Source organism: Crenobacter cavernae (genome assembly GCF_003355495.1).
Lineage (GTDB): Bacteria > Pseudomonadota > Gammaproteobacteria > Burkholderiales > Chromobacteriaceae > Crenobacter > Crenobacter cavernae.
The window spans coordinates 375,239-392,654 of the sequence record NZ_CP031337.1 but is presented as its reverse complement, the minus strand read 5'-3'; the positions used below and the strand labels follow the sequence as shown (position 1 = coordinate 392,654).

Genomic DNA, 17,416 nt, shown 5'->3' with positions numbered 1-17,416 from the left:
CGCGGGTTTTCCCTTTATGCGGAATTCATGTCGATTGCCAGCCCTCCCTCCGAACCCGATGTTCCATCACCCGACCACGGCCTGACCGGCCTGGTGCTGCTGGCCCAGTTCCACGGCGTCGCCGCCGACCCCACCCAGTTGTCCCACCAGTTCGGCCGCGGCGCCGAACCGTTCGCTGAAACCGATCTGCTGCTGGCCGCCAAGTCGCTCGAGCTGAAGGCGCGCATCATCGGCCAGCCGGCCGAACGCGTCGGCCTGGCGGCGCTGCCGGCGCTGGCATTGGCGCCCTCCGGCGAGCACTTCATCGTCGCCCGCACCGACGGCGATAAGGTGCTGATCCACGACCTGAAGTCCGGCCGGCCGCTGGTGCTGAGTCGGGAAGAATTCCGGGCGCGCTACGACGGCCGCTTGTTGGTGGTCACCTCGCGTGCGTCGGTGGCCGGCACGCTGGCTCGGTTCGACTTCACCTGGTTCATCCCGGCCATCGTCAAATACCGGCGACTGCTGCTCGAGGTGCTCGGCGTTTCTTTTGTATTGCAGCTGTTCGCGCTGATCACGCCGCTGTTCTTTCAAGTCGTCATGGACAAGGTGCTGGTCCATCGCGGCTTCACCACCCTGGACGTGATCGCGGTCGGCCTGCTGGTGGTGTCGTTGTTCGAGATCTTGCTGTCCTGCCTGCGCAACTACGTGTTCTCGCACACCACCAACCGGATCGACGTCGAACTCGGCGCGCGGCTGTTCCGCCACCTGCTGGCGCTGCCGGTGGCCTACTTCGAGGCGCGCCGCGTCGGCGACACGGTGGCGCGGGTCCGCGAGCTCGAAAACATCCGCAACTTCCTGACCGGATCGGCGCTGACCAGCGTGCTCGACCTGCTGTTCTCGGTGGTGTTCCTGGCGGTGATGGCCTGGTACAGCGGGTGGCTGACGCTGATCGTCGTCGTTTCGCTGCCGTGCTACGCATTGTGGTCTACCAGCCTGACGCCGGTGCTGCGCCAGCGGCTGGACGAGAAGTTCGCTCGTGGCGCCGACAACCAGTCGTTCCTGGTCGAGGCGGTCGGTGGCATCGGCACCGTGAAGGCGATGGCGGTCGAGCCGCATCTGACGCGGCGCTGGGACAACCAGCTGGCCGCCTACGTCAGCGCCGGCTTCAAGGTGACGCGGCTGGCCAATATCGGCCAGCACGGGGTGCAGCTGATCCAGAAGCTGGTCACCGTCGCGACCCTGTGGCTCGGCGCGCGGCTGGTCATCGACGGCGAGCTGAGCGTCGGCCAGCTGGTCGCGTTCAACATGCTGGCCGGCCAGGTCGCCGCGCCGGTGATCCGGCTGGCGCAGCTGTGGCAGGACTTCCAGCAGGTCGGCATCTCGGTGCAACGGCTCGGCGACCTGCTCAACACCCGCACCGAAACCCCGGCCAGCCGCGCGGCGCTGCCGGCTATCCAGGGCGCGATCGCGTTCGAGGACGTGGTGTTCCGCTACCGCCCCGACGGCCCCGAGATCCTGAAGACGCTGAACCTCACGATCCGCCCCGGCGAGGTGGTCGGCATCGTCGGCCGCTCGGGTTCCGGCAAGTCGACGCTGACCAAGCTGATCCAGCGTTTATATGTCCCCGAGCGCGGAAGGGTGCTGGTCGACGGCAACGACCTGGCGCTGGCCGACCCGGCCTGGCTGCGCCGCCAGATCGGCGTGGTGCTGCAGGAGAACCTGCTGTTCAACCAGTCGATCCGCGACAACATCGCGCTGGCCGACCCCGGCATGCCGCTCGACAAGGTGATCCAGGCCGCCAAGCTCGCCGGCGCGCACGACTTCATCATGGAGTTGGCCGAGGGCTACGACACGGTCGTCGGCGAACACGGCTCCAACCTGTCCGGCGGGCAGCGCCAGCGCATCGCGATCGCCCGCGCGCTGGTCTGCAACCCGCGGATATTGATCTTCGACGAGGCGACCAGCGCGCTCGACTACGAGTCCGAGCGCGCGGTGATGCAGAACATGCGCGCGATCTGCCAGGGGCGCACCGTGATCGTCATCGCCCACCGGTTGTCCACCGTGCGCGGTGCGCACCGCATCATCGCGCCGACCTTCCGCGACAAGGCCAACCCGCCGCGCTGGGTCGGCATGGACGTGTGGGCCGCGACGATCTGCTTCAACACCGTAGAGGCCGCGAAGAAAGGCCTGCCCAAGCCGGAGAGCTGGGCGGACCTTGCCAAGCCCTTCTACAAGAACCAGGTCGTGATGCCGCACCCGGCGTCGAGCGGCACCGGTTTCCTCGACGTGTCGGCGTGGCTGCAGATGTTCGGCGACAAGAAGGGCTGGGACTACATGGACAGGCTGCATACCAACATCGCGCAGTACGTCCACTCGGGCTCCAAGCCATGCAAGATGGCCGCCGCCGGCGAGTACCCGATCGGCATCTCGTTCGAATACCGCGGCGCGCAGCTGAAGGAGAAGGGCGCGCCGATCGACCTGGTGTTCCCGAAGGAGGGCCTGGGCTGGGACCTGGAGGCGACCGCGATCCTGAAAGGCACGAAGAACCTCGACGCCGCCAGGAAGCTGGCCGACTTCGCCGCCAGCCGCCCGGCGATGGAGCTCTACGAGAAGAACTACGCCGTCGTCGCGCTGCCGGGCGTCGCCAAGCCGAACCCGCTGTTGCCGGCCAACTACGAGAAGAAGCTGGTGAAGAACGACTTCACCTGGGCGGCGAAGCACCGCGACGCGATCCTCAAGGAATGGTCGCGCCGCTACGAGAGCAAGGCCGAGGCGAAGTAAGCCGGTCCTGACGGCGTTTTTGCGATGACGAAAACGCTGTCTCAAGCTTGACCTGGCCGGCGCGGATGGCGCCGGCCGTTTTCCCAAGCCCCCCGTTCTTCGACCGGTTCCGGCCGGTTTGGGCAAACGCGATTCCTGGAGTTCCCCCCGATGAAACCCTGCGACTCCCCGCTCGCCGCCGCGCCCCACCTCGCGGTAGACGGCCTCGCGCGCCGCTACGGCGCGTTCACCGCGCTTGACGCCGTGTCCTTGCAGATCCGCAAGGGCGAGTTCGTCTGCCTGCTCGGCCCGTCCGGCTGCGGCAAGACGACGCTGTTGCGCCTCATCGCCGGCCTCGACAAGCCGGACGCCGGCCGCGTGCTCGCGCACGGCGCCGACATCACGCGGCTGGCGCCGGCAAAACGCGACTACGGCATCGTGTTCCAGAGCTACGCGCTGTTTCCGAACCTGACCGTCGCCGACAACATCGCGTATGGACTGACGCCGCGCCGCGAGCGCGCGCGCCACCAAGAGCGCGTGCGCGACTTGCTCGACATGGTCGGCCTGCCCGGCGCCGAGGAAAAATACCCGGCGGCGCTGTCGGGCGGCCAGCAGCAGCGCGTCGCGCTGGCGCGCGCGCTCGCGACGTCGCCAGGTTTGCTCTTACTCGACGAACCGTTGTCGGCGCTCGACGCGAGGGTGCGCGACAAGCTGCGCGACGAACTGAAGCGCGTGCAGAAGAAGCTCGGCGTGACGACCTTGATGGTCACGCACGACCAGGCCGAGGCGCTCGCGATCGCCGACCGGGTCGTCGTGATGAACCACGGCCGCATCGAGCAGGTCGGCACGCCGTCCGAGATCTACCGCCGGCCGGCGAGCCGCTTCGTCGCCGAATTCGTCGGCGAGGCGACTGGCTCGCCGCACGGCGCGTGTCCGACGACGTGGTCGAGGTCGGCTCGCACACCTTGCAGCTCGGCCAACCCTTGCCAGAGGGCGACGCGTTCACGCTGTTCCTGCGCCCGGAGGACATCCTGATCCGCGCGCAGTGGGAGCCGGCGGCCAACACCGTGCTCGCGCGCGTCGCCGACGTCGCGTTCGCCGGCGCGCTGACGCGCCTGAAGCTCTCGCCCGAGGGCATGCCGGGCGTGACGCTGACCGCCGACCTGTGCCCGTCTATGCTGTCGCGCCAGCCCATCGTGCCCGGCGAGATCGTGCCGATCGCGCTGCCGGCGGCACGGCTGATCGCCTACCCGGAGGGCGCGCCATGTTGACAGCGATCGCGCGCCGCTTGACATCGCGGGGCTCGGCCAACCCTGGCAAGCGCTTCGACTTCGAGGCGCTGCTCGGACGCTTCTTGCCGCTGTTGTGGGTCGCAGCGCTGCTGTTCGCGGTCGGCCTGCCCCTTGCCGCGATGCTCGGCCGCGCCTTCCTTACGACGGACGGCGGCTGGGCCGGCTTCGCGCACTTCGCCGAGATCGCCGGCTCGCCGGGCCTGGTGCGCGCGGCGGTCAACAGCTTCTCGGTCGCGCTGACCTCGACGCTGCTCGTCGTGCCGATCGCCTTCGGCTTTGCCTTTGCGCTGACTCGAACGGCCGTGTGGGGGCGCGGCGCCTTCCGCCAGATCGCGCTCACGCCGCTTCTCGCGCCGTCGCTGATGCCGGCGATCTCGCTGGTCTACCTGTTCGGCAACCAGGGCCTGCTGAAAAGCTGGATCGGTGACGGCAGCGTCTACGGCTTCTGGGGCGTGGTCGCCGGCGAGCTGTTCTATACGTTTCCGCACGCCTTCCTGATCCTCGCGACCGCGCTCGCGAGTTCCGACGCGAGGTTGGCCGAGGCGGCGCGCGTGCTCGGCGCCGGCCCGATCCGCCGCTTCCTGACGGTGACGCTGCCGAGCGCGCGCTACGGCCTGGTGTCGGCGGCGCTGGTGGTGTTCACGCTGGTGATCACCGACTTCGGCGTGCCCAAGGTGGTCGGCGGCGACTTCAACGTATTGGCTGTGGAAGCGTTCAAGCAGGTGATCGGCCAGCTCAACTTCGAGCGCGGCGCGGTGGTCGGGCTGATGCTGCTCGCGCCGGCGCTGCTGTCATTTTCGATCGAGCGGCGCATGGCGCGCCGCCAGGCGGCGGCCTTGAGTGCCCGCGCGGTGCCCTTCGTGCCGCAACGTATGCTTGCCACAGACCTCGCGGCGTTGGGCGGGCTGTCGCTGGTGTCGCTGCTGTTGTTGTCGCTGCTCGGTGTCGGCGTCGCCGCGTCCTTCATCGCCTACTGGCCTTACGACCTCAGCCTCACGCTGTCGCACTACGACTTCGACAGCGTCGACGGCGGCGGCTGGGCGGCCTACCGCAACAGCCTTGCGCTCGGCGTCGCGAGCGCAGGCGCAGGCACCGTGCTGGTCTTCCTCGGCGCGTACTGGGCAGAGAAGCTGAAATCGGCGGCCGGCGTCGCGCCGCTGTTGCGCCTGTTCGCGCTGTTGCCGATGGCGGTGCCGGGCCTGGTGCTGGGCCTCGGCTACGTGTTCTTCTTCAACCACCCGGCCAACCCGCTGAACTTCCTCTACGGCGGCATGGCGCTGATGGTGGTCTGCACCGTCGCGCACTACTACACCACCGCGCACCTGACCGCGACCACCGCGCTCAAGCAGCTCGACGCCGAGTTCGAGGCGGTCGCCTCGTCGCTGAAGGTGCCGTTCTGGGTGACCTTGCGCCGCGTGACGCTGCCGGTGTGCGCGCCGGCGCTGATCGACATCGCGCGCTTCTTCTTCGTGTCGGCGATGGACGACCGTATCGGCGCTGATCTTCCTCTACAGCCCGGAGAAGAGTCTTGCGGCGGTGGCGATCATCACCATGGACGACGCCGGCGACACCGCGGCCGCCGCGGCGATGGCGACGCTGATCGTCGCGACGTCGGCCGTCGTTTCGCTGGCGTTCAGCGGGCTCGAGGCGCTGATCGCGCGCCGCAGCGGGCGCTGGAAGGGGAGGTAGGACGTTGGCCGAGGCCTCGGCCAACGTCGTGGGAGGGAAGGGGAGCTGGCCGTCTCAGAACAGCAGCGCGCCGGCGAACACCGCCAGCATCGCGAACGCGCAGCCGATCTTGGCGACGGTGCCGACGATGAAACCGATGAAGGTGCCGATGCCGACCTTGCCGGCCTGGTAGAGGTCGCGCTTTGCGAGGAATTCGCCTGCCGCCGCGCCGACGAGCGGGCCGAAGATCACGCCGGGCAGGCCGAAGAACAGGCCGATCAGGCTGCCTGCGAGCGCGCCCCACAAGGCCTTCGGGCTCGCGCCGCTGGCCCGGGCGCCGAGCCAGCCGGCGACGAGGTCGATCACGAAGCCGATCGCCGTCAAGACGCCGAGCACGATCAGCGCGGCGACGGTGATGGTCTGGAAGTCGCCGACCCAGCCGGCGAGCGCGAAGCCCGCCAGCATCAAGGGCAGGCCGGGCAGCGCGGGGAACACCGTGCCGGCGAGACCGACGATGACGAGGACGGCGGAAAGCAGATACAGGGCGATGTCCAAGGACGAGCTCCAGATAGAGAAAAACGGGCGCGAAGCGCGCCCGTCTTAGGTGGGGATGTGACGGTCGAGTTCCGGCCGCTCAGCCCGCGTACTCGGCGAGCAGGATGTCCTGCGCGCAGCGCGGCTTGCCGCGGCTCGCGCGGCGCTTGTAGCTGCCGTCCGGCTGCATCTCCCAGGTGTTGACGTTGTCCTCGAGGTAGAGCTTCAGCCCTTCCTTGATCATGCGGCGCTTCAGCTTCACGTCGACGATGGGCACGCAGGTCTCGATGCGGCGGAACAGGTTGCGGCCCATCCAGTCGGCGCTGGCGATCAGCACGTCTTCGTGCTTGTCGTTGAAGAAGTAGAACACGCGCGTGTGCTCGAGGAAGCGGCCGACGATCGAGCGCACGGTGATGTTGTCCGACAAGCCCGGCACGCCCGGCCGCAGCGCGCACACGCCGCGGATGATCAGCTGGATCTTCACGCCGGCCTGGCTCGCCTTGTAGAGCGCGTGGATCACCTGCGGCTCCAAGAGCGCGTTCATCTTGGCGATGATCAGCGCCGGACGACCCGCGGCCGCGTGTTCGGCCTCGTGCTCGATTGCTGCGGTCAGCATAGAGTGCAGCGTGAACGGCGACTGGTAGATCAGCTTGAGCTTGCCCGCGCGGCCGAGGCCGGTCAGCTGCACGAAGATGTCGTTGACGTCGCTGGCGAGCTCGTCGTTGCATGTCAGAAGGCCGAAGTCGGTGTAGAGGCGCGCGGTGCGCGGGTGGTAGTTGCCGGTGCCCAGGTGCACGTAGCGTTTCAGCCCGCCTTCCTCGCGGCGCACCACCATCAGCATCTTGGCGTGCACCTTGTAGCCGAACACGCCGTACACGACGTGCGCGCCGGCGTCCTCGAGCCGGCTCGCCCAGCCGATGTTCGCCTCTTCGTCGAAGCGCGCCATCAGTTCGACGACGACCGTCACCTGCTTGCCGGCGCGCGCGGCGGCGACGAGCGAATCCATCAGCACCGAGTCGGTGCCGGTGCGGTAGACCGTCATCTTGATCGCGACGACCTGCGGGTCGGTCGCCGCGAGGTTGAGCAGGTCGATCACCGGCTGGAAGCTCTGGTACGGGTGGTGCAGCAGGATGTCGCCACGGGCGATCGCGTCGAACAGGTTGCTCTTCTTCGCGATGATGGGCGGCAGGCTCGGTTCGAACGGCGTGAACTTGAGGTCGGGCCGGTCCAAGAGCTCGGGCACCTGCATCAGCCGCACCAGGTTGACCGGGCCGTTCACGCGGTAGACGTCCTGCGCCTCGAGCCCGAACTGCGTGACGAGGAATTCCTCCATGTGAGCCGGGCAGGTGTCGGCGATCTCGAGCCTGACCGCCTCGCCGAACTGGCGATGGCGCAATTCGCCCTGCAGCGCGGTGCGCAGGTTCTTCACGTCCTCGTCCTCGACCGTCAGCTCGCTGTTGCGCGTGACGCGGAACTGGTAGCAGCCCTTGACCGCCATGCCGAGGAAGAGCTCGTGCACGTGCGCGTGCAGGATAGACGATAGGAAGACCAGCGTGTCGCGCCCGTCGGTCAGTTCGGCCGGCAGCTTGATCACGCGCGGCAGGATGCGCGGCGCCTGGACGATGGCGATGCCCGACGCGCGGCCGAAGGCGTCGCGGCCTTCGAGCTCGACCGCGAAGTTCAGGCTCTTGTTCAACAGCTTCGGGAACGGGTGCGACGGGTCGAGGCCGATCGGCGTCAGGATAGGCATCAGCTCGCGGAAGAAGAACGCGCGGATCCAGTCGCGCTGCGCGTCGTTCCATTCGGCGCGCCTGAGGAACACGATGCCTTCTTCCCTGAGGGACGGCAGCAGCACCTCGCTCAGCACCTGGTACTGCTCGCGCACCAGCGCGTGCGCGGCGGCCGACACGCGCGACAGCGACTGGCGCGGCGTCGCGCCGTCCGGCAACAGCCGGTTCGGGTTGGCCTGGACGTTTTCCTTGAGCCAGGCGACGCGCACCTCGAAGAATTCGTCGAGGTTGGACGACACGATGCACAGGAATTTCAGCCGCTCGAGGAAGGGCAGGCTCGCGTCTTCGGCCTGCGCGAGCACGCGGCGGTTGAACTCGATCAGCCCGAGTTCGCGGTTGAGCAAGAGTTCGGTCTGGGCTACGTGGGTCATGGCAATCCGTGTGGGGCAGGGGCGCTAAGCACAGCGGCTGGCGCAGACGTTCTGCTTAGGGCTCTTGGCGGTTTATCGGGGCGCGAAGACAACAAAGCCCTCGCGAAGGAGGGCTCTGGCGGTACATCAGGCGGACGGCGGCGTGTAGCCTTCCGGCACGTCGGCACCCTGGCCGAAGAAGTACGCTTCCAGCTGCTGCGCCAGGTACTGGCGGGCGCGGCTGTCGGCGAGGTTGAGGCGGTTCTCGTTGATCAGCATGGTCTGGTACTTGAGCCAGCCCTGCCAGGCTTCCTTCGAGACGTTTTCGTAAACGCGCTTGCCGATGGCACCGGGCAAGGGCGGGAAATCGAGCGCCTCGGCTTCGCGGCCGAGCTTGACGCAGTGAACGGTACGGGCCATTGCACTTCCTTCAATGAGGGGAAACAGGATAGCGGAACATTGTGTCATACAGATGACACGTCATCCAGACCGCGAAGGCCGTGGCGACAGGGATTCGGACTGTAGATGGGGGCGGGACAGGGAAGCTGCAAGCCTGGCCGGGCTCGGCCAACCTTATTCCTATCACAGCGTCTTGATGAACACCTTCGAGCGGCGCTGGAAGTTGTAGCACTCCTGGCGCTCCATCGGCAGCTCGGTCAGCGGGGCGGCGACGAAGCCGCGCTCGACGAACCAGTGCGCGGTCTGCGTCGTCAAGACGAACAGGCGCTGGATACCGCGGCGGCGCGCCTGGTTCTCGACGTACTGCAGCATCATCTCGCCGAAGCCGGCGTCGCGCCGCTCGGCGCTGACCGCGAGACACGCGAGTTCCGCCATGCCCGACTCGGGGAAGGCATGCATCGCGACGCAGCCGCAGATGCGGCCGTCGTGCTCGAGCAGCGAATACTGGCCGATCTCCATCTCGAGCGCTTCACGGCTGCGCTTGACGAGGATGCCCTGCGCCTCGAGCGGCGCGATCAGGCCGATCAGGTCGCCGACGTCCTCGATCGTCGCGGTGCGGATGCGCACCAGCGGGTCGCGCGCGACCATGGTGCCGCTGCCGTAGTCGGTGAAGAGTTCGGTCAGCAGCGCGCCGTCTTCGTCGCGGCTGACGAGGTGCACGCGCGCGACGCCCTCGCGCGTGGCGCGTACCGCGCACGGCAGGTAGGCGGTCGCCTCTTCGGACAGGCCGCCGGCGGAAAGCGCCGCGTCGACCTCGCCGGTGTCCAGCGTGCTGACCACCTCGCCGCCACGGGTGATCACGCTGTCGCCGCCGATGAAGAAGATCAGCTTCTCGGCGCGCAGCGCGATCGCGGTCTGCGTCGCGACTTCTTCCATCGTCAGGTTGAACGCCTCGCCGGTCGGCGAATAGCCGATCGACGAGATCAGCACCAGCTCGCCGGCCTCGAGCCGGTGGCGGATGCCGTAGTTGTCGATCTTGCGCACGTGGCCGGTGTAGAGCATGTCGACGCCGTCGATGACGCCGAGCGGTTGCGCGGTCAGGAAGTTGCCGCTGCCTATCCTCAGATGCGCGCCCTGCATCGGCGAATTGGGCATGCTCATCGACAGTGCCGCCTCGATCTCGTAGCGCGTCGCGCCGACCGCCTGGCGCACCACGTCCATCGTCGCCGGGTCGGTCACCCTTCGCGCGCGGTGGAAGGTCTGCTTGAGCGCGCTGTGCGCGGCGAGCTTCTCGATCTGCGGCCGCGCGCCGTGCACGAGCACGATGCGCGCGCCGAGACTCGCCAACAGGTTGATGTCCTGCGCGAGGCCGGGCACGCGGCCGGCGGCGACAGTTTCGCCGTTGACGGCGAGCACGAAGGTTTTGCCGCGAAAGGCGTTGATATAGGGCGCCGCTTCGCGGAACGACAGCACGAATTCACGGGACAGCATGGCAGCATTCGGCGATGGAAGGGATCGCGCCAAGGGTAGCAGGAAAGGCGCGCGCCGTGCAGGGTTGGCCGAGGTCGCCGGCCGGGTTCAGCGGTAGTGGCGCGATTCTTCCGGCGTGGTCTCGTCGGCGTCGCCGTGCGGATGGTGCTGGTAGATCCGGCTGAACGCGTCGCGCGGCTTGACGGCGATGGCCGGTGCGTCGAGGTTGTGCCGCTGGACGTCTTCGCCGTAGGCGATCAGCGCGAGGCGCAGCCGCTCGAGCGGCCCGTCGATGGGGTGGAAGCCCGAGTCGACAAGTTGGCCGACGAGGTCGGCGAGCGTGTGTTCGGGCAGCGTGTAGCTCATGAGGATGGCCGGCCTGTCGGTGAGCGCCCGCGCGTTCACGCCTTCCAGGGCGTTCAGCACGGCGGTGGCCGTCGCGACGTCGTCGTTCGCGCGCAAGGCGATCGTGCGGGTCTTGAAGGCTTCTTCATGCGGCATGGCGTCCTCCGGAGCTAAAAAGGCCGGCGTCTAGCCGGCCTTTGTGACGCTGCGTAGCCAGCAATCAGTTGGTTTTCTTGCTCAGTATTTGCTGCACCTTGAGGATATTCAAGGCCTGGCCGAGCTGGAAGTCGGTCTTCGGGTTCGGGTCGCGCGGGTTGACGTCGGACTTGTCGTCCTTGTTCTTGTCTTCCTTCGGCGGCTCGATGCGGCGTACCGGGCGTGCCGGCGCCTTGTCTTCGCCGTTCGGGTTGTCGAGATGGTTTTCCAGGTCGGCTTCGCGCACGCGCAACGCGTTGTCGGCGGCGGTCAGCTTGCCATCCTCGACGATCACGTCCGGCGTGATGCCCTTGGCCTGGATCGAGCGGCCGCTCGGCGTGAAGTAGCGTGCGGTGGTCAGCTTGATGCCGCCGGCGTTCCCCAGCGGCAGGATGGACTGCACCGAGCCCTTGCCGAAGGTCTGCGTGCCGACCAGCACCGCGCGCTTGTGGTCCTGCAAGGCGCCGGCGACGATCTCGGACGCCGACGCCGAGCCGGTGTTGACCAGCACCACCAAGGGCAGCGACTTGATGTCGGCCGGCAGCTGCGTGAGCGGGTCTTTCTCGCCGCCGCGCAGATAGCTTTGCGGGATCGCGGTCAGCCGCATCTTCGCGTCTTCGACGCGACCCTCTGTGTAGACCACCAGCGAGCCTTTCGGCAAAAACACCGACGACACGCCGACCGCGCCGTTCAACAGGCCGCCCGGGTCGTCGCGCAAATCCAATACCAGCCCCTTGAGCGACTGCTTGTTGTCGCGGTACAGCGTCTCGATCGCCTGCGCCAGGTTCTCGGTCGTGTGTTCCTGGAACTGCGTGATGCGGATGTAGCCGAAGTCAGGTTCGAGCATCTTGTACTTGACGCTCTTGGTCTTGATCACCGCGCGCGTCAGCGTGAAGACCAAGGGCTTGGTTTCCTGCTTGCGCGCGATGGTCAGCGTGACCTTGGTGCCCGGCTTGCCGCGCATCTTCTTCACCGCGTCGCTCAGCGACAGGCCGCGCACCGGCGTCTCGTCGATCTTCACGATCAGGTCGCCGCTCTGGATGCCGGCTTTCTGCGCCGGTGTGTCCTCGATCGGCGCAATCACCTTGACCGCGCCGTCCTCGGCGCCGATCTCGATGCCGAGGCCGCCGAATTCGCCCTGCGTGCCTTCCTTCAGCTCCTTGAAAGCCTCCGGGTCGAGGTAGTCCGAGTGCGGGTCGAGACCGGAAATCATGCCCTTGATCGCCTCGTTGATCAGTTTCTTGTCCTCGACCGGCTCGACGTATTCCTGCTTGATGCGGCCGAATACCTCGGCAAACGTGCGCAGTTCGTTCAAGGGCAGCGGGCCGAGCGTGTCCTTGTCGGCCAGCGCCTGCAGGCTGATGGTCAATGCCCCGCCGGCCAGGGCCCCTGCGGTGATCAGCGCGATTTTTTTCAGCGGCTCTTTCATGGATACGTGCTCTCTTCAGGGAGGCGTTCAAACGGGGGCGCGATCAACGGGCCCACGCCATCGGGTTGACCGGGCGGCCCAGGTAGCGAATTTCAAAGTACAGGCCGGTTTCGCCGCTGTCCAGCGTGCCGGACGAGCCGAGCGCGTCGCCGGCGCGGATTTCCTGGCCGACGCCGCGCACGATCGCGGCGAGGCCGGTGTAGATCGTCAGGTAGTTGCCGCCATGGTCGACGATGACCGCGTTGCCGTAGCCGCGCAAGGCGTCGGCGTAGACGACTCGGCCGTCGGCAACGGCGCGTACTGCTTGGCCGGCCGGCGCCTTGATGTAGACGCCCTTCCAGGTGGTGCCCTCGCTGCGCGGCCCGCCGAAGCGTCCGGCGAGCGTCCCTGCGACCGGCAGCTTCATGCGGCCTTGCAGGCTCCTGAACGCGCGGCCCGACGCGCTCGCGTCGGCGACGGCGTCTATAGGCTCTTCAACCACCGGCCGTCTCGTGTCGGGCGGCGGCGCCTTGCCCTGTTTCTTCGCCGCGGCGACTTCCTGGCGGCGCTTCTCGTCGGACTGGAGGCGGGCGAGTTCGCGCGCCTTCTTCGCCCCGGCGGCGCGTTTCTCGGCGGTGACGCGGCGCGCCTCGATCTCGCGGTTGATGCGCGCGATCAGCCTGGCCAGCTGCCGCTCGTCTTCCTTCAGTTTGGCGAGCCGTCCCTGCTGATTCTGTATCTGACCGTCGAGCGTGCTGACGGTTTCCTGGCGGCTCGCCTTGTTCAGTTCGAGCCGGCGCTTTTCGCGCTCCTTGGCGCCCGACAGCTTGTCGAGCTCGGCGAGCTGGTGGTTCAGCTCGTCGGCCATGCGCGACAAATCGGCTTGGCGCGTCGCGAGGTCGGCGATCAGCGTCTGCTGCGCGGCGGCGATGCGGCGGTAGTAGGTGAGGTCGCGCCCGGCCTGGTTCGGGTCGTTCGCATTCATCATCAGCTGCATAGCGTCATGCTGGCCGCGCTTGTACTGTTCGGCCAGCATGCGCGCGACGCGGGTCTGTACGCTCTTCACCTGCGCCTGGTTGGCCTCGAGCGCGGCGGAGAGCTCGGCCAACCTTTGCGCCGAGTGGTCCTGCTGCTGGTTCAGCGTGGCGAGCGCCCGCGCCGTCGCGGCGATCGCCTGCTCGGACGCGGCGATCGCGCTTTGCGCTTCTTTCTTGACCGCTTCCTTCTCGGCGATGTCCTTCCTGACCGAGTCGATTGCCTTGCGCACCGAATGCAGATCCTGCTGCTGCGGTGCGGCGTTCAGAGACGAAGAAGCCGGCGCCGCGTGAGCGGAGCCGGCCAATAGGGCGATCAGTGCGAGTCGTTTCACAGCAATCGAATGAGCGAGTGTCCCGTCATTTCCGGAGGTTGGACTAGCCCCATGATAGCCAAAAGCGAAGGCGAAATGTCTTTCAGCGCGCCGCCGTCCTCGATTTCAGCCTGGCGGCCGACGTAGAGGAAGGGCACCAGGTTCAGCGTGTGCTGCGTGTGCGGCTGGTCGTGCAGCGCGTCGTGCATCGTTTCGCAGTTGCCGTGGTCGGCGGTGATCAGCACCTCGCCGCCGGCCTTCTGCATCGCCTCGACGCAACGGCCTACGCATTCGTCGAGCGTCTCGACCGCCTTGACCGCCGCGTCGAACACGCCGGTGTGGCCGACCATGTCGCCGTTCGCGTAGTTGCAGATGATCGCGTGATAGCGGCCGCTCTCGATCGCGCGGACGATCTCGTCGGTGACTTCGCGCGCGCTCATCTCGGGCTTGAGGTCGTAGGTGGCGACGTTCGGTGACGGCACCAGGATGCGGTCTTCACCGGGGTAGGGCAGCTCTTCGCCGCCGTTGAAGAAGTAGGTGACGTGCGGGTACTTCTCGGTCTCGGCGATCCTCAGCTGGTTGAGGCCCTGCGACGCGAGGTATTCGCCGAAGCTGTTCTTCAGCGTCTGCGGCGGGTAGGCGACCGGGTTGCGGTACGCTTCGCCGTAGGAGGTCAGCGTCGCGAAGCAGCCGAGCTTCGGTTGACGCGCGGCGAACGAGCGGAAGCCCGGGTCGGTCAAGGCGCTCGTCAGTTCGCGCGCGCGGTCGGCGCGGTAGTTCATGAACAGCACGACGTCGCCGTCGGCGATAGGCGCGGCTTCGCCGATGCGCGTCGCCTTGACGAACTCGTCGAGTTCGCCGCGGCCGTAGGCGGCTTCGAGGCCAGCGAGGCCGGTTTCTGCCGAATAGAGCCCCTCGCCGTCGACGATCAGGCGGTACGCCTGTTCGACGCGTTCCCAGCGCTTGTCGCGGTCGAGCCCCCAGTAGCGGCCGCTGATCGTCGCCAGCCGCGCGTTAGGGCAGTCGGCGAGCACCACGTCGAGGCGCTTGAGGTAGGTGTCGGCGCTCTTGGGCGGCGTGTCGCGGCCGTCGAGGAAGGCGTGGACGTGGATGCGTTCGACGCCGGCCTTCTGCGCGACGCGCAGCATCTCGAAGATGTGGTTTTCGTGGCTGTGCACGCCGCCGTCGGACAACAGGCCCAGGATGTGCAGCGCGTGGCCGCGTGATTTTTCTACCACTTCGGTGAGCGTCGGGTTCCGGGCGAAGGCGCCGCTGACGACGTCGCGGTCGATGCGGGTGACGTCCTGCTCGACGACGCGGCCGGCGCCGATGTTGAGGTGACCGACTTCCGAGTTGCCGAACTGGCCGCCGGGCAGACCCACATGCTGTTCCGACGCGTCGATCACGCCGTAGGCGTAGTCGCGCTCGAGCCGGTCGAGGTTGGGGGTTTTCGCATGCAGGATGGCGTTGTCGTCGCCCTCCTGACGGTGGCCGAAGCCGTCCAGGATCAAGAGAAGAACCGGCTTGATGTCAGTCATGGTCTCGCAAGCAAAGATAATGAGGCCGCGGCGGGCACGATCGCATTATTGTAACCGGAAAGCGGGGCGAAACGCCGCGCGGAGCTTCCCTAATCCGACATTCGACGTCGTGCCGTGGCAAGGGGGCAGGGTCAACCATGTTGCGCCGCCGCATCAGCGCGGCCGGTGTTCGGGCTTGAGCCGCACGTAGAGCGTCTTGTGCACGCGCGCGACGACGTCGCCGGCGTCGTCGACGATGTCGACCGCCAGTTCGGGCAGGACCTTGTCGCCCGCCGCCGCGTCGTCGATCAGCCGGGCGACGAAAGCGTCGTCGAGGCTGAAGCGCGCGACGACGGTGCCGCGCGCCGGTTTCAGGTAGTCGATGCGCCCGGCGCTGTCCCACACGAAGTAAGGCCGGCCGAGCCGGTGCATCAGCATCAGCATGAAGAACGGGTCGGTCATCGCGTACAGGCTGCCGCCGAAGTGCACGCCGACGTAGTTGCGGTTGGTGAGGCCGAGCCTGAGCGCGACGTCAATCTCGCCCCAGTCGGGCGCGATGCGCCGCACGCGGATGCCGGCGCCGATGAACGGCGGCCACAGGTTGATGCCGAACTTCATGATACGGGGCGTGATGCGCATGGTGGTTTAAACGATTGTTTTAATCGGTCCATGCTCGCGCCGGCGCGCTCTTGCTGTCAAGCGGTGCTTACCGCTTTGCCCGGCGTCTTCCACGCTTCATCCGCGCGCCCCTTGCTCAAAGGGCGAGGCCGGACCCATCGCCGCACTAGAACGGCAATGTCTGCTGCGCGCCGTCCGGGTGGTCGATCAGCGCCTGCGTCTGGCCCTCGGCCAACCTCAGCGTCACGCGCTCGCCCTGACGCAGTTCTCCCGGCGACTTGGCGGCGCTGCCGTCGGCCTTCTCGACGATCGCGTAGCCGCGCGACAGCACCGCCTCGGGGTTCAGCGCGACGAGCGTCGCCTCGTACTGCGCGAGCGCGAGGCGCCGGCGGTTCAGGCGCTCTAGCATCGCGCGGCGCAGCGAGTGGCCGAGCGCATCGAGCACGCGGCCGGTGTCGGAAGGGCGCGGCCGCTGGCGCACGAGCCGCGCCTCGGCGACGCTCAGGCTGCGGCGTGCGCCGGCGAGCCGGGCCTCGGCCAACAGCGCCAGCCGGCGTCGCGTCGCCGCCAGGCGCTCGGCCTGCAGCGCGAGCTTCTGACCGGGATGGACCAGGCGCCGCGAGAGGTAGTCGAGCTGCTGCGTCTTGTCGGTCATCAGCCGCGACAGTGCGCGCTCGAGGCGGCGGCGCGCCAGGTCGACCTGGCTCATCATCTGTTCGCGGCTCGGCGACACGCGTTCGGCGGCGCCGGTCGGCGTCGGCGCCCTGAGGTCGGCGACGAAGTCGCAGATGGTGAAGTCGGTCTCGTGGCCGACGCCGCTGACGACGGGGATCGGGCTGTCGGCGACCGCGCGCGCGACGACTTCCTCGTTGAACGCCCACAGGTCCTCGATGCTGCCGCCGCCGCGGCAGACGATCAGCACGTCGACCTCGGCGCGCTGTCCGGCTATGCGGATCGCGCAGGCGATCTTGTCGGCCGCGCCTTCGCCCTGTACCGGCGTCGGGTAGAGAATCACCGGAATCGCCGGCGCACGGCGCTTCAGCGTGCTGACGACGTCGCGCAGCGCCGCGGCGGCCGGCGAGGTGACGATGCCGATCGCGCGCGGGTGGGCCGGGATAGGCCGTTTCTTCGCCTCGTCGAACAGGCCCTCGGCGGCGAGCCGCGCCTTGAGTCGCTCGAACGCCTCGAACAGCCGGCCGAGGCCGGCGGCGCGCAAGCTGGCGACGTTGATCTGGTAGTCGCCGCGCGCCTCGTACAGCGTCACCGTGCCCTTGAGCTCGACCTGCATGCCCTCGGCCAACCTCAGGCCGACGGCGGCGAGGCGCTGGCGGAACATCACGCAGCGGATCTGCGCGCTGCTGTCCTTCAGCGAAAAGTAGGCGTGGCCGGACGCGGCGAGCGTGAGGTTGGAGATCTCGCCGCCTATCCACACGGCGGGCAGGCCGGCTTCGAGCAGGTCGCGCGCCATGCGGTTCAGGGTGGAGACGCTGATCACGTCGGGTTGGGTCGGGGTGAGGAACATGGGCGTTGTCAAGTCATCCACAGTCGTGCGGGGCGGGTGAAAAAGCGTGAAACGCTAGGGTGGGGCTCGGTACGCGTCGGGCCGGACCTGCGCGGAAGCCTTGTGGATCAAGGCTTTGCGGGCTTTGCCTAATTTCTGCGCCGCGGCGAGCGACGCCGTTGGCGCCGGGCTTGCGCGCGGTTTTCCGCATCTTTTCCACAAAGTTATCCACAGAATCT

At 67.7% G+C, this 17,416-nt stretch carries 14 protein-coding genes; 4 read left to right on the top strand and 10 right to left on the bottom strand.

What is annotated here, in order from left to right; genetic code table 11:
- Positions 1-27: 27 nt before the first annotated feature.
- The 4 genes from DWG20_RS01785 to DWG20_RS01775 all read left to right on the top strand — a co-directional run bounded on the left by DWG20_RS01785 (position 28) and on the right by DWG20_RS01775 (position 5,854).
- Positions 28-2,763, top strand: coding sequence for a type I secretion system permease/ATPase (locus tag DWG20_RS01785; protein ID WP_115432146.1), 2,736 nt, complete (start codon positions 28-30; stop codon positions 2,761-2,763).
- A 150-nt stretch (positions 2,764-2,913) separates the two neighbouring features.
- The gene (locus DWG20_RS01780) at positions 2,914-3,777 is read left to right on the top strand and encodes an ATP-binding cassette domain-containing protein (protein ID WP_245944751.1); all 864 of its coding nucleotides are present in this window, start codon (positions 2,914-2,916) and stop codon (positions 3,775-3,777) included.
- Entirely contained in the window at positions 3,672-4,013 is a 342-nt protein-coding gene (locus DWG20_RS16305; RefSeq protein ID WP_245944750.1) for a TOBE domain-containing protein, read from the top strand. The genes DWG20_RS01780 and DWG20_RS16305 overlap by 106 nt, the downstream gene beginning before the upstream one ends.
- Positions 4,007-5,854 (top strand): putative 2-aminoethylphosphonate ABC transporter permease subunit, encoded by a 1,848-nt coding sequence (locus tag DWG20_RS01775; protein WP_245944749.1) that lies wholly within the window; start codon positions 4,007-4,009, stop codon positions 5,852-5,854. The genes DWG20_RS16305 and DWG20_RS01775 overlap by 7 nt, the downstream gene beginning before the upstream one ends.
- Here the strand turns inward: DWG20_RS01775 and DWG20_RS01770 are convergent.
- From DWG20_RS01770 to xseA, 10 genes are all read right to left on the bottom strand, one after another.
- Positions 5,778-6,257 carry a DUF456 domain-containing protein gene (locus DWG20_RS01770; protein ID WP_115432145.1) on the bottom strand — a complete coding sequence of 160 codons (480 nt, stop codon included), beginning with the start codon at positions 6,255-6,257 and terminating at the stop codon, positions 5,778-5,780. The genes DWG20_RS01775 and DWG20_RS01770 overlap by 77 nt on opposite strands.
- Positions 6,258-6,336: 79 nt before the next feature.
- On the bottom strand, positions 6,337-8,397 hold the full coding sequence (gene ppk1 / locus DWG20_RS01765; protein ID WP_115432144.1) for a polyphosphate kinase 1: 2,061 nt from the start codon (positions 8,395-8,397) through the stop codon (positions 6,337-6,339).
- Positions 8,398-8,523: 126 nt separating this feature from the next.
- Complete coding sequence (locus DWG20_RS01760) at positions 8,524-8,796, bottom strand: oxidative damage protection protein (protein ID WP_115432143.1); 273 nt, start codon at positions 8,794-8,796, stop codon at positions 8,524-8,526.
- A gap of 162 nt (positions 8,797-8,958) precedes the next feature.
- Positions 8,959-10,266 carry an amino-acid N-acetyltransferase gene (gene argA, locus DWG20_RS01755; RefSeq protein ID WP_115432142.1) on the bottom strand — a complete coding sequence of 436 codons (1,308 nt, stop codon included), beginning with the start codon at positions 10,264-10,266 and terminating at the stop codon, positions 8,959-8,961.
- 87 nt (positions 10,267-10,353) lie between these two features.
- Entirely contained in the window at positions 10,354-10,746 is a 393-nt protein-coding gene (locus DWG20_RS01750) for a hypothetical protein (protein WP_115432141.1), read from the bottom strand.
- Between the two features lie 64 nt (positions 10,747-10,810).
- Positions 10,811-12,214: a S41 family peptidase gene (locus DWG20_RS01745; RefSeq protein ID WP_181880948.1), complete on the bottom strand. Its 1,404-nt coding sequence runs from the start codon at positions 12,212-12,214 to the stop codon at positions 10,811-10,813.
- A gap of 43 nt (positions 12,215-12,257) precedes the next feature.
- Positions 12,258-13,562, bottom strand: coding sequence for a peptidoglycan DD-metalloendopeptidase family protein (locus tag DWG20_RS01740; RefSeq protein WP_115432140.1), 1,305 nt, complete (start codon positions 13,560-13,562; stop codon positions 12,258-12,260).
- Positions 13,559-15,079, bottom strand: a complete 1,521-nt coding sequence (gene gpmI / locus DWG20_RS01735; RefSeq protein ID WP_115432139.1) for a 2,3-bisphosphoglycerate-independent phosphoglycerate mutase — start codon at positions 15,077-15,079, stop codon at positions 13,559-13,561. The genes DWG20_RS01740 and gpmI overlap by 4 nt, the downstream gene beginning before the upstream one ends.
- Before the next feature lie 153 nt (positions 15,080-15,232).
- Entirely contained in the window at positions 15,233-15,697 is a 465-nt protein-coding gene (locus tag DWG20_RS01730; protein WP_115432138.1) for a DUF4442 domain-containing protein, read from the bottom strand.
- 145 nt (positions 15,698-15,842) lie between these two features.
- Entirely contained in the window at positions 15,843-17,198 is a 1,356-nt protein-coding gene (xseA, locus tag DWG20_RS01725; protein ID WP_115432137.1) for an exodeoxyribonuclease VII large subunit, read from the bottom strand.
- Positions 17,199-17,416 lie beyond the last annotated feature (218 nt).